The sequence below is a fragment of the Streptomyces sp. T39 genome, from assembly GCF_008042045.1.
GTDB lineage: Bacteria > Actinomycetota > Actinomycetes > Streptomycetales > Streptomycetaceae > Streptomyces.
Window position 1 is genome coordinate 1 of sequence record NZ_RDBP01000021.1, and the last position, 12,948, is coordinate 12,948.

Below are 12,948 nucleotides of genomic sequence, written 5' to 3' on the forward strand. Positions count from 1 at the left end.
GTCCCGGCACGCGGCGGGCGTCCCGCATTGACCCCTCGGGGCGAACCGCGGCGCCCGGACGGGCATTTCTGCGCGGTGGCGGGCTCGGGCCGTCCTAGGGTCGGGCCGGTAGCGGGGGGCCGTCCACCGATCGGAGCCGTTCGATGACCATGACCACCGTCCGCCGTGTCGGGCCGGCCGCAGGCCTCTCCTCCCGCATCGCCGCCGGCGTGCTCGCCGTCGGTGTGGCCCTCACGGTCGCCGCGCCGGCCGGCGCGGCCGCCCAGGCCGCCCCGCCCGCCAAGCCGTACGGCACCGTCGCCGCGCAGAGCGGCCTGAACCTGCGGGCCTACCCGAGCACCGACTCCTCCGTGAAGGGCACGCTGGCCAACCGCGCGCAGGTCGGGCTGGTGTGCAAGGTGCGCGCGCAGAACATCGCCGGCAACGACGTCTGGTACCTGGTCCGGGACAGCCGCAAGGTCTGGGTGCCCGCCCGGTACGTCGTCGCCACCGGCGCCGTGAAGTACTGCAAGGACGTGCTGCGCTAGCAACGACGTGCTGCGCCGGCAACGACGTGCTGCGTGAGCAACGACGTGCCGCGCCGGCAGGGACGTGCCGGTCCGGTACGGCGGGACCGGCCGCCGCCCCGGCCCGCACCCGGCCCTATTCGACGGGCCAGGTGTGGGCCGGTGCGTTGAGGTGCATGTAGTCGAGGTACTGCCGGGTCATCAGGCGCAGCGCCTCGTGCCGGCCGACCCTGCTGGTGCGGTCGATGTGGTGGAACATCTCCGTCTGCCACACGGCCCCGTTGCGCCCGGTGACGCACCGCTGCTCGATCACGCCGAGCAGCGGCTCGCGCCAGGGCGCGTCCATCCCCGACGCCTCCAGGCCCCGGTGCGCCAGGGGCAGCAGGCGGCGCAGCACCAGCTCGGCCACCGGCACCTCGCCCATGCCGGGCCAGTACAGGCGGGCGTCGATCCCGTGCCGGGCCGCCGCGTGCAGATTGTCCTCGGCCGCCCGGAACGACATCCGCGACCAGACCGGACGCTCCTCGTCCACCAGCGCGCGCGTCAGACCGTAGTAGAAGGCCCCGTTGGCGAGGGTGTCGGCCACCGTCGGCCCGGCCGGCAGCACCCGGTTCTCGATCCGCAGGTGCGGCTTGCCCTTGTCCACGGCGTAGACGGGACGGTTCCAGCGGTAGATCGTCCCGTTGTGCAGCGTCAGTTCGGCGAGCTGGGGCGCGTCGCCCCCGTCGAGGGTCTCCTTCGGATCCTCGTCGTCGCACAACGGCAGCAGCGCGGGGAAGTAGCGCAGGTTCTCCTCGAACAGGTCGAAGACGCCGGTGATCCACCGCTCGCCGAACCAGACGCGCGGCCGGACGCCCTGCACCTTCAGTTCGTCGGGGCGGGTGTCGGTGGCCTGCTCGAAGAGCGGGACGCGGGTCTCGCGCCACAGCTCCTTGCCGAACAGGAACGGCGCGTTGGCCGCGAGCGCCACCTGCACCCCCGCGATCGCCTGCGCCGCGTTCCAGTACGAGGCGAACCGGTCGGGGGAGACCTGCAGGTGGAACTGCGTGCTGGTGCAGGCCGCCTCGGGGGTGATGGTCTCCGCGTACGTCCGCAGCCGTTCCACCCCGTCGATCTCGATGCGCAGGTCCTCGCCGCGTGCCGCGAACACCTGCTCGTTCAGCAGGTGGTAGCGGGGGTTCTCGGAGAGCGAGGCGGCATCGACGTGGTCGCGGCGCAGGGTCGGCAGGATCCCGACCATCGCCAGGTGCGCGCCGACGTCGGCGGCCCGCTGCTCGGCGTGGTTGAGGGCGTCGCGGATCTCCTGCTCCCAGGAGTCCGGCCCGCCGGCGGTCAGCTGCCGCGGGGAGATGTTGATCTCCAGGTTGAACCGGCCGAGTTCGCTGTCCCAGGCCGGGTCGGCGATGGCCGCCAGCACGTCGGTGCTCCGCATCGCGGGCTCACCCGAACTGTCGACCAGGTTGAGCTCGATCTCCAGGCCCACCTGGGGCCGCTCGAACTCGAAGCGGGCCTCGCGCAGCATCTGGGCGAAGGTGTCCAGGCACGACTGCATCTTGGTGCGGTAACGGCGGCGGTCGTCACGGGTGAACACCAGCGCCGGGACGTCACGTCCCATCCGTCCTCCCGGGATCGTCGGGCAGACACCCCCGTCTCAGCCTGCCACTCACCGGCGGCCGGGACCAGCGAGGGGAGCGGCGGCGCCGGTGCGTGCCCGCGCGGTCACCCGCCGTCCGCCGCCGGGACACCCCGGCGGTTCACCGGCCTCGGCGCTCCAGGAGGCCGCGGACGAAGGCGGCCTGGCCCGCGTGCTGGAGGTCGTCCGACACCACGCTGACCAGCCGGACGCCCAGGGTGACCGGCGGTGTCCACGACGCGTCCACGACCCGGTCGAGCGCCTCGCCGTCGAGGGTGCGGACGAAGCGCAGGGTGGCGGCGTGCACGGCGTCGTGGTAGCCGAGCAGCTCGCTGGCGCCGGTTCGCACCGCGGCGACGTCGTCGGCCGAGTGCCCGTACCCCGTCGCCGACGGCGGGAAGGGCAGGGCGAGGCGGTCGGCCCAGCCGTCGGCCGTCCACACCTGCTCGGTGCCCGCGGCGTCGGCGAGATGGTCGTCCTGAACGCGGGTCAGATGCCATACGAGCCAGGCGATGGTGTTGCCGCCCGGGCCGGGCCGTGCCGTCAGGTCGTCCGCCGACAGGCCCTCCACCGTCTCGTGCACCACCTCGCGCACCCGGTCGAAGGCATCCGTCAGCAACTCGGTGCTGTCCATGGTCCGCTCCTCGGTCGTGTGCGCCCCATGCTGCCGCCCGACGGCGTGGAGGGCGGGCGGACACGCCAGTGCGCCGCCCGTCGAGAGCCGTCAATGAAGGTTGACACGCGAGGGTTGTCAACGTATGTTGACACCATGACCGAAGCAACCGATCTCGCCGAGCGCGCGGGCGACCGGGATCCCCGGATCGGGCTGAGGGCCGTCGCCGCGCTGCGACGGCTGCTGGAGCAGCTCGAGGCCGTCCAGGTCCGCAGCGCGCGCCATCAGGGCTGGTCCTGGCAGGACATCGCGGCGGAGCTGGGTGTGAGCCGCCAGGCCGTACACAAGAAGCACGGGAGGCAGTGATGTTCGAACGCTTCACCGGGGAGGCCCGGGCCGTCGTCACCGGTGCGGTCGCCTGCTGCCGGCGCACCGGCGAACCCCGCGTCACGGACGAGCACCTGCTGCTCGCGCTGCTGGACATGACGGAAGGGCGCGCGGCGTTCGCCCTGCGGGCCCTGGGGGCGGCCGACCGGCGCGACGGGCTGGAGGCCGCGCTGGCCGCGGCGCGGCGCCGCGGCGGGATGACCGCGGCGGACGAGCGGGCGCTCGCCGGACTGGGGGTCGACGTGGACCGGATCGTCGCACGGGTCGAGGAGGTGCACGGCGAGGGCGCGCTCGCCGCGTCCCCGGGCCCCCGCCGCCCGCGCTCCGGGCACCGGCCCTTCACCCGTGAGGCGAAGGGTGTCCTGGAGCAGTCGCTGCGGATCGCCGTCGGCCGCCGTGACCGGATCATCGGGTCGGAGCACCTGCTGCTCGCGCTCGCCGCCCGGCCGGGCGTGGTCGCCGAGGTGCTCGCGGACCACGGGGTGACCTACGGCTCCGTCGAGCGGGTCGCCTTCGGCGCGGGGAACGCCGGTCCGGCCCAGGCGGGTTGACACCTTCCCGCTGCCCCGCCGTTGAGTGGAGTGCGTGCCGCACGCCGCTCGACGGCGGGGCTTTTCTGCTGTTTCACGGTGCTTGTCGTGTCATCTGCGTCACGTCATGGCCAAAACTTGAAACCCTCCCGGTCCGTGGTGCGTCTGTCTGGATGGCACCGGCGGGGCATGTCACCGCCGATGCAGATGTTCGGATCCGAAGGTCTTTCCGTGCAGAGCTCTCGCAGTGTCACTCTGTGTGGTGAGACTGTGGCGGCTTCGTCACGTACCGTCATGAAGCCCGGGCGCTCGCGCGGGCAGGGGAGGAAACCAGCGATGAAACCGTTCGCGTGGAACTACGCACGCCCCGCCGAGCAGGCGCCGGCCCTGACCGCGTATGCGTACGACGCGGCGCTTCAGCTGAACGTGCTCTCCGACGGCCGTCCCGCGATCGCCGACCGTGCCCTGATGGCCGCGGCCGGCACGACGACGTCCAAGGCCGGCTCCGCCACCCACTTCGACGACTGACCGGCCCTCATGACCGGACAGGCGACCGGCCGGACGGACCCCGCGCCGTGACCGTACTGGTGCTGACGAGTGAACAGGACGTCACCGCGGACATGGTGGTGGCGCAACTGCACGAACTGGGCGTCCCGCTCGTCCGGTTCGACCCCGGTGACCTCCCCGGGGACGTCGCGCTGTCCGCCGAGTACGTCCGCGGTGAATTCCGCGGCTACCTCTCCACCGGCGGCCGGGTCGCGAGCGTCGAGGCGATGCGCTCGGTCTGGATCCGCCGGCCGGGCGAACCCGCCGCGCACGCACCGGAACCGTCCGCCTGGCTCACCGAGGAGAGCGGCCACGCCCTGTACGGGATGCTCGACTCCACCGCCGCCCGCTGGATGAACCACCCCAGTGCGGCGGCCCGGGCCCGCCGGAAGCCGTGGCAGATGCGCCTCGCGCACCGCAGCGGGTTCCCGGTGCCCGCGACCCTCGTCACCACCTACCCGGCGATGGCCCGGAAGTTCGCCGAGCAGTACCGGCACGTCGTCGTGAAGTCCGTGTCCGGCAAGTCGCCAGGCGATCCGCCCATGGCCCTGCCCACCACGCTGGTCCCGCCCGACGCGGACTTCTCCGGGGTCGCGGCCGGCCCCACCCTGTTGCAGCGCTACATCGCCAAGAGCGCCGACATCCGGCTGACCAGCGTCGGAGACGTCCACCTGGCGGCGCGCAAGACGGCGGAGGCCGGGCAGGTCGACGGCCGCTTCGGCGAGACCGGTCACACCTGGGAGCCCGTCGCGGTCCCCGCACCCGTCGCCCGGGCCGTGGAGCGTTACAAGAAGGAGGCGGAACTGGCCTACGGGGCCTTCGACTTCGCCGAGGACGCCACCGGCACCTGGTGGTTCCTGGAGTGCAACCAGGGCGGCCAGTTCGGCTTCGTCGAGCTGGAGACCGGGCAGCCCATCGCCCGCACCGTCGCCGAGTGGCTCGCGACCGAGCCGACCGCTTGAGAGGGCCCGGAGCGGGCCCTCACGGCTCGTGCCGGGGCGCCGCTCACTCCCGCCCGCGCCGCCACTGATCGACGACCGCGTCGGCGTCGTACGGCTTCAGGCCCAGCGGCGGCCCCGGGGGCGGGCGGAGCATCGCCGGGGTGATCCGCTCGTTGATGCGGCCGATGATCCGCCGCACCGCCGCCTCGGAGGGCGCCCGCAGCGCCTCCGCCAGCGCGTCCTCGGCCTCCTTGCGCAGCGCGAGGGCCGGCGGCAGGACCGACAGGCCCTCGCGGTGCATCTTTCCCTTGATCCACCACAGTTCGTCGTAGCCGCCCGCATCCTCGGGCAGCGGCTTGCCGAACCCCGGCAGATCGCGGAACCCGCCCTGCTCGGCGGCCACCCTGATCTGCCGGTCCACCCACGACTCGAAGCCGACGCCCGGCGGTTTGCGTTCGGTCATGACTCCCAGCGTAGCCCGCACTCAGCGCACGGTGAACGGGCCCGTCGCGCCGCTGAAGGCGGTCACCCTGCCGAGCAGGCTCCTGCCGTCGCCGTGGTGCACGATCCGGTAGGTCCCCGGCGCCGTGCCCGGCGCGATCCGCCAGGTGAGGACCGCCTTCGAGGTGCCGAGCACCCCGTTCAGCCGGACCCACCGGTAGGTGGTGTCCCAGTCCCCGTCGTCCAGCACACGGACCCACCGGCCGTCGACCTGCCGCTGCACCTCCAGGAAGGTGCCGCCCCTGCGCAGGTTGTTCTTCGGGTGCCCGGTCACGAACTCCGCCGTCACCGCCGACCCCCGCGCGTAGGACGGGGCCGGAGCGGTGAGGACGTCGCCGAACGACCTGCCGGCCGGCGGGTTGTCCATGACGACGCCCGTCTGCAGCGTGATCTGCCCCGCGGAGTGGTCGGCCGGCAGGGGACCGTGGTCCACCGGCGTGCCGTCGCGCAGCGCCGCCGCGAGCGAGGCGAACTCCTGCTGGTACGCGGGCAGGGTGTGGCGCCCGTAGAGCGTCGAACCCCCCTCGTACTGCTGGAGGTCGTACTCCTCCGGGGTCGTCACGTACTGGCTGTAGGCGTTCGCGTACCCCTGCATCAGCACGTTCTCCAGCGGCACGCCCAGCTCCGCCGCGACCGTCCGGCGGATCCGCAGGCCGGAGACGATCGTGTACTCGGCGGGCCCCGCCACCAGGTGGAACTGGCCGATCCTGACGATCTGCAGGGGCAGCACGCTCGGCGTCGCCGGCACCACGGAGGAGACGAGACCGGTCGGCACCAGGTTGGCCTTCGGGTACTGGCAGCCCACCAGCCACTCGGGCGGTTCGATGCGCAGCGGCTCCAGCAGCTTCGCCACGGGGCTGTTCATGCCCTCGGTGAAGCCCGGGATCGCCGGGCCGTCCTCCACACTGCCCGCCAGCGTGGACGCGCCGACCATGGCCGGGCAGGTCCGGTGCTCCCGCCCGTCGGGCGTGAACCTGCCGCCGACGGTCACCTGTTCCATGTCCACGTACCGCAGCCGCGCGTCCACGCCACCGGTCACCGGGACGGCGGCGCGGTCGTGGATCTCCTTGGCACGGGCGTACTGGCGGTCGCCGATGATGCGGGTGTTCTCGAACTCGTCCTCGGTGGGCCCCGATCCCGGCCTGAGGTTCAGATTCGGCGACATGTCACCGGCGTTGGTGTTCGGGAACGCCGCCACGAAGCCCTTGGCGTCGTCCAGGTAGCGCACGCCCTTGTCGTCGTGCTCCCACGCGTACGACGCGTACCCCTTGTTGTCGGGGCTGAGCAGCGTGTTCCTGTTGGTGAGCGAGGTGTTGTGGGTGGCGAACCAGCTGATCGCGCCGACGTCCTCGCCGCCCTGGCGGAAGCGCAGCACCGTCATCGACGGGTCGATGCCGCCGGGGAACGCGGCCCTGTCCGCCGCCGGGTTGCGGTCGAATGCCGCCTTCGACCGGTTGACGCTCGCGTTCGTCAGCTCGCCCCGGCCGAGGCTGATGGTGCCCGGCTTCAGGTCGTCGTGCGCCTTCGCGACCGACTCGACGATGCCGTCCACGATCGCCCGGTAGGTGTCCTTCTGGAACCCGAGCGACGCCAGGTTGTACGCGATGTGGTGGGAGTGCCCGCCGGACCCGGCGTGGGTGTGGGTCGCGGAGAGCAGCACGTTCCGCTCGCCGTAGAGGGTGCCGTAGCGCCGCCCGAGCTCGGCCAGGACTCCCTGGCGCACCGACTGGAAGATCATGCCGAGGTCGGCGTTGACGTAGACGACCCGGTTGCCGCCGGGGTCCGCGACGACGAACGCCCGTGAGCGCTGGCGCTGATGGATCCCGGTCGCCTTCTGGTCGAAGCTGGAGTAGCCCATCATGCCGACCTCGGCCGCCTCGCCGGTCACGTCCGCGATGCCGCGGCCTACCAGGTACGTCGTGCCGTCCGCGGTCGCGGCGGGGGCGGCCGCGGTCGCGGCGCCGGCGGGCGACGCGGCGGGGACGGCCGACAGGGTCAGGGCGCCGAGCGCCCCGGCGAGCAGCAGGGAGACCGCTCTCGCGCGCGTGGTGGGGGACCGCATGCCTTCTCCCTCGCGATGCAGTGGGACAAACGGATGTGACCGACGGTAAGGGCGGTTCCCGGGCGGGGAGGAGGACCGGACCGGCCAGTAACGGGACTTCACCGGCCACGCCCCCTGTCCGCCGCCCGGCCGAATGCCTAAGGTGACGGCCCGGAGGAGAGATCACATGACCCGACCGCCACCGCCGCCCCCGGGCCTGGCCGACCCCCGGTACGGATCGGCCACGATCACTCCGCACCTGCTGCGCTACCTCACCCTGGTCGCCGCCGAACGCGGCCACGACCTCGGCCCCGCGCTGCGCCGAGCCGGACTGAGCGAGGGCGCCCTGAGCGCCGTCGGCGGGCGGATCTCCTACCGGCAGGGCAGCACCGTGATCCGGGAGGCGCTCGCCGCCCTCGGCGACCCGGCGCTCGGCCTCGCCGTGGGCCGCCGTCAGCGGGTGACCGCGTGGGGGCTGGTCGGCTTCGGCCTGCTGGCCAGCCCCACCCTCGGCCACGCGCTCGACCTCGGGGTGCGCCACCACGGTGTCGCCGGCTCGATGCTGGACTACCGCATGGAGACCGCCCCGGGCGGCGCCGCGGTCCTGGCGACGGCCCGCTACACCGACTCGGGCCTGCGGGCCTTCCTGCTGGAGGAGGCGTTCGGCAGCATCGTCGCCCTGATCCGGGACTCCGTGGACGGGGCCTTCGCGCCCCGCGCCGTGGCCGTGCGGCACGCCCGCCCGCCGTACGGCCGGGCGTACGAGGAGTGGTTCCGCTGCCCCGTCCGGTTCGGTGCGGACGACGACCGGATCGAGTTCGCCGACGACTGGCTCGACCGCCCCGTGCCGAGCGCCGACGCCTACGCGCTCGCCCAGGTGGTCCAGCTCCTCGACGCGGCCCGTGACCGGGGGCGCGAACGGCAGGACCTGGTGGAGGGCCTGGAGGTGTCGGTCGCCCGCGGCGCGAGAACTTCGCCGAGCTGGCGCTCCAGCACATCGGCGCGCCGGTCCCCGAGGACGACACGCCGGAGCCGGTACGGCCGCTGATCCGGCGCGGGCTCGCGAAGGCGCCCGCGGACCGGCCGGCGGACGCCGAGGTGGCGGAGGGCGTCGGCGTGCCGGGGGCCGGGGGCGACTCGCCGGAGCCGGCCGGCCCCGCGCTGGTGGTGGCCACGGCCTCGGCCGTGGTCTCCCGCCGGTCCTCGCCCGCTCGCGCCGCGACGGCGGCGAGTCCGGCCAGCACCACCGCGACGATCGCCGCCACGATGCCCCGCAGCCCGGGGACCAGCCGCCCGGCCGCGCCCGGCGCACCTCCCGCGCCCGGCGGTGCCAGCGCGGTCGTCGCCGCGTCGGTCGTCCCCGCCGCCTGCCCGGCGGCGGACGGGAACAGCAGGGGGAGCAGCGCGGACAGCGCGGCGAGCCGCCCCCGGCCGCGCTCCTCCCAGTCCGGGCCGTACGCGGCCCCGGCGATCTCCTCCAGCTCCGCCACGAAGGCCGCGGCGTCCGCCGGCCGGTCCGCGGGCGCCTTCGCGAGCCCGCGCCGGATCAGCGGCCGTACCGGCTCCGGCGTGTCGTCCTCGGGGACCGGCGCGCCGATGTGCTGGAGCGCCAGCTCGGCGAAGTTCTCGCCGCGGAACGGCTTGCGCCCGGTCAGGCACTCGAAGAAGGTGGCCGTCGCCGCGTAGACGTCGGCGGCCGGCGAGGCCGCACCGCCCTCCCACTGCTCGGGCGCCATGTACGCCGGTGTGCCCGCGACCCCGGGTGTCGCGCCGTGCCGCGCGGCGATGCCGAAGTCGACCAGCTTGGACGAGCCGTCCGCGGCGACCAGGACGTTCTCCGGCTTGTAGTCCCGGTGCACCACCCCGCGGGCGTGCGCGGCGGCCAGCCCGAGCAGCGATCCCTTCAGTACGACGAGGGCCGCCTCCGGCCCGGTCGCGCCCTCCTGCGCCAGCAGTGCGCGCAAGGCGATGCCGTCGACGAGCTCCATCACGATCGCCGCGCCCGAGGGCGCCTCGACGTACTCGTAGAGGCGCACGACGTACGGCGTGTCCAGTCCGCCGAGCAGCCGGGCCTCCGCCCGGAACTCGCGCACGAAGGCGGTGTCGCGCCGCAGCCGCTCGCCGAGGTACTTCACGGCCACCGGCACACCCGTCGCGTCGTGCACCGCGAGCACGACCCGTCCGCCCGCGCCGGCGCCCAGCTCCCGGGACTCCGTGTAGCCCGGTACCGTCCACACACCCATCACGTTCCCCCCGAACCGGGCCGTCGCCGCCGCACACCGTAGCGCCACGGCCCGTCCCCGGCACAGACACCGTTTCTCCACGGGCGGTTCCCGCCCCCGGTGCGGACGGGAACGGCCCGGCGGCCCGCCCCCGGGCCCGGCGGACGGACGGGTTCGTGGGTGGCCGGACTTCGACGGACGTGCGGACCCGGCCTGCGATTGGCATGGACCTGTCGGGCGATCTCCGCTACGCTCCGGCCCGGGCGCCTCTGAGAGCGCTCTCAGAATGTGCGCGCCTGTTCCACCCCCACCTTTGCTGGAACAACCGAAAGGTCGACGCCATGAGACGTACCACCGTCCTGCGCACCGGTCTGTCCACGCTCCTGCTCCTCGGCGCCTGGGCTGCGACCGGAGCCGGCCAGGTCGCCGCCGCGACAACCGCGGAGAAGTCCCCGACGGCCACGGCCGAGGTCTCCACCGGCCTGGTCGAGGCCATGCAGCGGGACCTCGGGCTGACCGCGGCCGAGGCGCGCGAACGCATGGCGGCGGAGAGCGCCGCCGTCCGCGTCGAGCCGAAGGCCCGGCAGGCCGCCGGCGCCGCGTACGGCGGCTCCTGGTTCGACGCCGCCAGCGGGAACCTGACGGTGGCCGTCACCGATCCGGGCAAGGCCGCGGCCGTGCGGGCGACCGGCGCGGACACCCGCGTCGTACAGCACACCGAACGCCGGCTCGACTCCGTGAAGGCCGCCATCGACGCCCTGCCCGCACCGGACGGCGTCAGCAGCTGGCACGTGGACCCGAAGAGCAACCGGGTCGTCGTGTCCGTCGTCGCCTCCGAGCGGTCCGACAACGATGTCCGGCGCTTCCTGGACCGCGCCCGCGCGGCCGGCCCGGTCGCCGTGACGGAGGTCGCCGAGGCGCCGCGCACCTTCGCCGCGGGGACCGTCGGCGGCGACCCGTACTACACCGGCAACGTCCGCTGCTCCATCGGCTTCTCGGTGCACGGAGGCTTCGTGACCGCCGGGCACTGCGGCCCCCAGGGCCAGGCCGTGCGCGGCTGGGACGGCTCCCACATCGGCCACTTCCAGGGTTCGTCCTTCCCCGGTGACGACTACGCCTGGGTGAGCGTCGGCAGCGGCTGGTGGACGGTCCCGGTGGTCCTGGGCTGGGGCACCGTCCCGGACCAGCTGGTCCGCGGCTCCAACGAGGCGTCCATCGGCGCCTCGGTCTGCCGCTCCGGGTCGACCACCCGCTGGCACTGCGGCAACGTCCTCGCCAAGAACGAGACCGTCAACTACAGCCAGGGTGCCGTGCACCAGATGACCAAGACGAGCGTCTGCGCCGAACCGGGTGACTCCGGCGGCTCGTTCATCAGCGGCGACCAGGCGCAGGGCGTCACCTCCGGCGGCTGGGGCAACTGCAGCGGCGGCGGTCAGACGTGGCACCAGCCCATCAACGAGATCCTCGGCCGCTACGGCCTGCGGCTCCACACCGCCTGACCCGCCGCGGGTGCGGAGCACCGCCCGTCCCGCCCGCGCATCGCCCTGCGGACCGGGCACCGCGCCGCCGCCCCTCCCCGGGGGCGGCGGCGCGGTGCCCGCCCCGGACGCGCGGGCGGGCAGGGGCAGGACCGGCACGAGCATCCACACCTGAGACCGTCCACGGCCCGGCGCCGAGCGGCAGGGCACCCGGCGTCGGATACGGTTCCGGTGTGGTGATCACAGGGGACAACTCGGCGCCGGGAACGGCATTGCTGCTGGCAGCGGCCCCCGCGGGCAAGGGGCGGCTGATCGACGCGGCGTCCGTGCTGCCCTCTCTCGCCGCTGTGCCGGCGGAGGTCCTGACCGGGTCGGCGAACACGCCCGACCCCGCCACCGCGACGGTCGTCGAACTCGCCGACCCGCTCGATCCCCAGACCGTCCTGACCCGCATCCGCGCGGCCGCCGCCGCGCCGGGACCGCTTTTCCTGTATCTCGCGGGCCAGTTGCACCTCGACCGCAAGCAGCGGCGCCTGCACTTCGCACTGGCGCGCTCCACTCCCACGACGTTGCGCTACACCGCGCTGCCCTGGCACTGGCTGGCCGCCGAACTCGGCCCCCGCCCGCCCGGATCGACCACCGTGGTCGTCGATCTGGTGGCGGACGGCGAGGCGTGGCAGCAGGTGGGGGAGGGCCGCGCCGCCCTCGGCCCCTCCGTACTCCTGTACGGCAGGGCGGTACCCGCGCCCGGCCGCAGGAACCTCGCCCAGCCCGCGTATCTCAGGGCGATGGCCGAGATCTGGCGCAGCGGAGCCCGGCCTCCGCTGGCGGAACTCCACGAGGCGGCCCTCTCCCGGGCCGAACCGGTCGACGGGGCCCTGCTGTTCCCGCCGGCGCCGACAACCGCACCGCCGGTCGCCACGCCGTACGCGCCCCCTCCCGTGGCGACCCCGCCCGGGCAGGCCCCCGTACCCGCCGCACAGGCCGGACCCACGGCCGCCGCGTCCGTGCCGGCCGCCTCCGTTCCGCCGTCGTCGAGCCCGCAACCACCCGCCCAGCCGCGGTCCACGGCCGCCGCGCCTGCGTCCGGGCCGCCTGCGCCCGTCACGCCGCCCGCCGCGGCCCCGCCCGTGCCCACGCCCACGCCCGAGTCCGTGCCGGTCCCCTCCGTGACGACGTCGTCGAGCCGTAGGCCGCCGGCCCACCACGGGCCCGTCGCACCGGTCGTCGCGGTGCGTCCGCCCTCCTCGGCACCGATGCCCGCCGTCCAGCCGTCCGCCACCAGATCGACGACCACGGTGGTCGATCCGGGCGGGCGGGGGCCGAGTTCGGCGGCCAGCCAGTGCCAGGGCAGCGCGGTGTAGCGCAACGTCGTGGGAGTGGAGCGCGCCAGTGCGAAGTGCAGGCGCCGCTGCTTGCGGTCGAGGTGCAACTGGCCCGCGAGATACAGGAAAAGCGGTCCCGGCGCGGCGGCGGCCGCGCGGATGCGGGTCAGGACGGTCTGGGGATCGAGCGGGTCGGCGAGTTCGACGACCGTCGCGGTGGCGGGG

The 12,948-nt window shown here is 74.3% G+C and carries 12 protein-coding genes and 2 pseudogenes; 8 read left to right on the forward strand and 6 right to left on the reverse strand.

Features of this window, described 5'->3' with window-relative positions; translation table 11 throughout:
- Positions 1–143: 143 nt before the first annotated feature.
- Complete coding sequence (locus tag EAO77_RS19945) at positions 144–527, forward strand: SH3 domain-containing protein (protein WP_147989654.1); 384 nt, start codon at positions 144–146, stop codon at positions 525–527.
- 115 nt (positions 528–642) lie between these two features.
- Here the strand turns inward: EAO77_RS19945 and EAO77_RS19950 are convergent, their stop codons facing one another.
- Positions 643–2,121, reverse strand: a complete 1,479-nt coding sequence (locus EAO77_RS19950) for a glutamate-cysteine ligase family protein (RefSeq protein ID WP_147989655.1) — start codon at positions 2,119–2,121, stop codon at positions 643–645.
- Between the two features lie 139 nt (positions 2,122–2,260).
- Positions 2,261–2,773: a mycothiol transferase gene (locus tag EAO77_RS19955; protein WP_147989656.1), complete on the reverse strand. Its 513-nt coding sequence runs from the start codon at positions 2,771–2,773 to the stop codon at positions 2,261–2,263.
- A 135-nt stretch (positions 2,774–2,908) separates the two neighbouring features.
- Between EAO77_RS19955 and EAO77_RS19960 the strand changes: the two genes are divergently transcribed.
- The 4 genes from EAO77_RS19960 to tgmB all read left to right on the forward strand — a co-directional run bounded on the left by EAO77_RS19960 (position 2,909) and on the right by tgmB (position 5,177).
- Positions 2,909–3,118, forward strand: a complete 210-nt coding sequence (locus tag EAO77_RS19960; RefSeq protein ID WP_147989657.1) for a helix-turn-helix domain-containing protein — start codon at positions 2,909–2,911, stop codon at positions 3,116–3,118.
- Positions 3,118–3,690, forward strand: a complete 573-nt coding sequence (locus EAO77_RS19965; protein ID WP_147989658.1) for a Clp protease N-terminal domain-containing protein — start codon at positions 3,118–3,120, stop codon at positions 3,688–3,690. The genes EAO77_RS19960 and EAO77_RS19965 overlap by 1 nt, the downstream gene beginning before the upstream one ends.
- A gap of 315 nt (positions 3,691–4,005) precedes the next feature.
- On the forward strand, positions 4,006–4,197 hold the full coding sequence (gene tgmA, locus EAO77_RS19970; RefSeq protein WP_147989659.1) for a putative ATP-grasp-modified RiPP: 192 nt from the start codon (positions 4,006–4,008) through the stop codon (positions 4,195–4,197).
- A 47-nt stretch (positions 4,198–4,244) separates the two neighbouring features.
- Positions 4,245–5,177, forward strand: a complete 933-nt coding sequence (gene tgmB / locus EAO77_RS19975) for an ATP-grasp ribosomal peptide maturase (RefSeq protein ID WP_147989660.1) — start codon at positions 4,245–4,247, stop codon at positions 5,175–5,177.
- A 43-nt stretch (positions 5,178–5,220) separates the two neighbouring features.
- On the opposite strand, the gene EAO77_RS19980 is transcribed toward tgmB, so the two are convergent.
- Both EAO77_RS19980 and EAO77_RS19985 read right to left on the reverse strand, forming a co-directional pair.
- Positions 5,221–5,619: a DUF1992 domain-containing protein gene (locus EAO77_RS19980; protein WP_147989661.1), complete on the reverse strand. Its 399-nt coding sequence runs from the start codon at positions 5,617–5,619 to the stop codon at positions 5,221–5,223.
- Between the two features lie 21 nt (positions 5,620–5,640).
- Entirely contained in the window at positions 5,641–7,719 is a 2,079-nt protein-coding gene (locus tag EAO77_RS19985) for a neutral/alkaline ceramidase (protein ID WP_147989662.1), read from the reverse strand.
- Positions 7,720–7,885: 166 nt separating this feature from the next.
- Here EAO77_RS19985 and EAO77_RS40150 point away from each other — a divergent pair, with 166 nt between their 5' ends.
- Positions 7,886–8,746, forward strand: a complete 861-nt coding sequence (locus EAO77_RS40150) for an AraC family transcriptional regulator (protein WP_261994042.1) — start codon at positions 7,886–7,888, stop codon at positions 8,744–8,746.
- Positions 8,747–9,263: 517 nt separating this feature from the next.
- Here EAO77_RS40150 and EAO77_RS41380 read toward each other — a convergent pair.
- Positions 9,264–9,941, reverse strand: a pseudogene (locus EAO77_RS41380) (serine/threonine-protein kinase); the annotation flags it as partial.
- 320 nt (positions 9,942–10,261) lie between these two features.
- Between EAO77_RS41380 and EAO77_RS19995 the strand changes: the two are divergent.
- Positions 10,262–11,419: a S1 family peptidase gene (locus EAO77_RS19995; protein ID WP_147989663.1), complete on the forward strand. Its 1,158-nt coding sequence runs from the start codon at positions 10,262–10,264 to the stop codon at positions 11,417–11,419.
- A 212-nt stretch (positions 11,420–11,631) separates the two neighbouring features.
- Positions 11,632–12,762: a hypothetical protein gene (locus tag EAO77_RS40160; protein WP_261994043.1), complete on the forward strand. Its 1,131-nt coding sequence runs from the start codon at positions 11,632–11,634 to the stop codon at positions 12,760–12,762.
- Here EAO77_RS40160 and EAO77_RS40165 read toward each other — a convergent pair.
- Positions 12,672–12,948 (reverse strand): annotated as a pseudogene (locus EAO77_RS40165) (hypothetical protein); the annotation flags it as partial. The gene EAO77_RS40160 and the pseudogene EAO77_RS40165 overlap by 91 nt on opposite strands.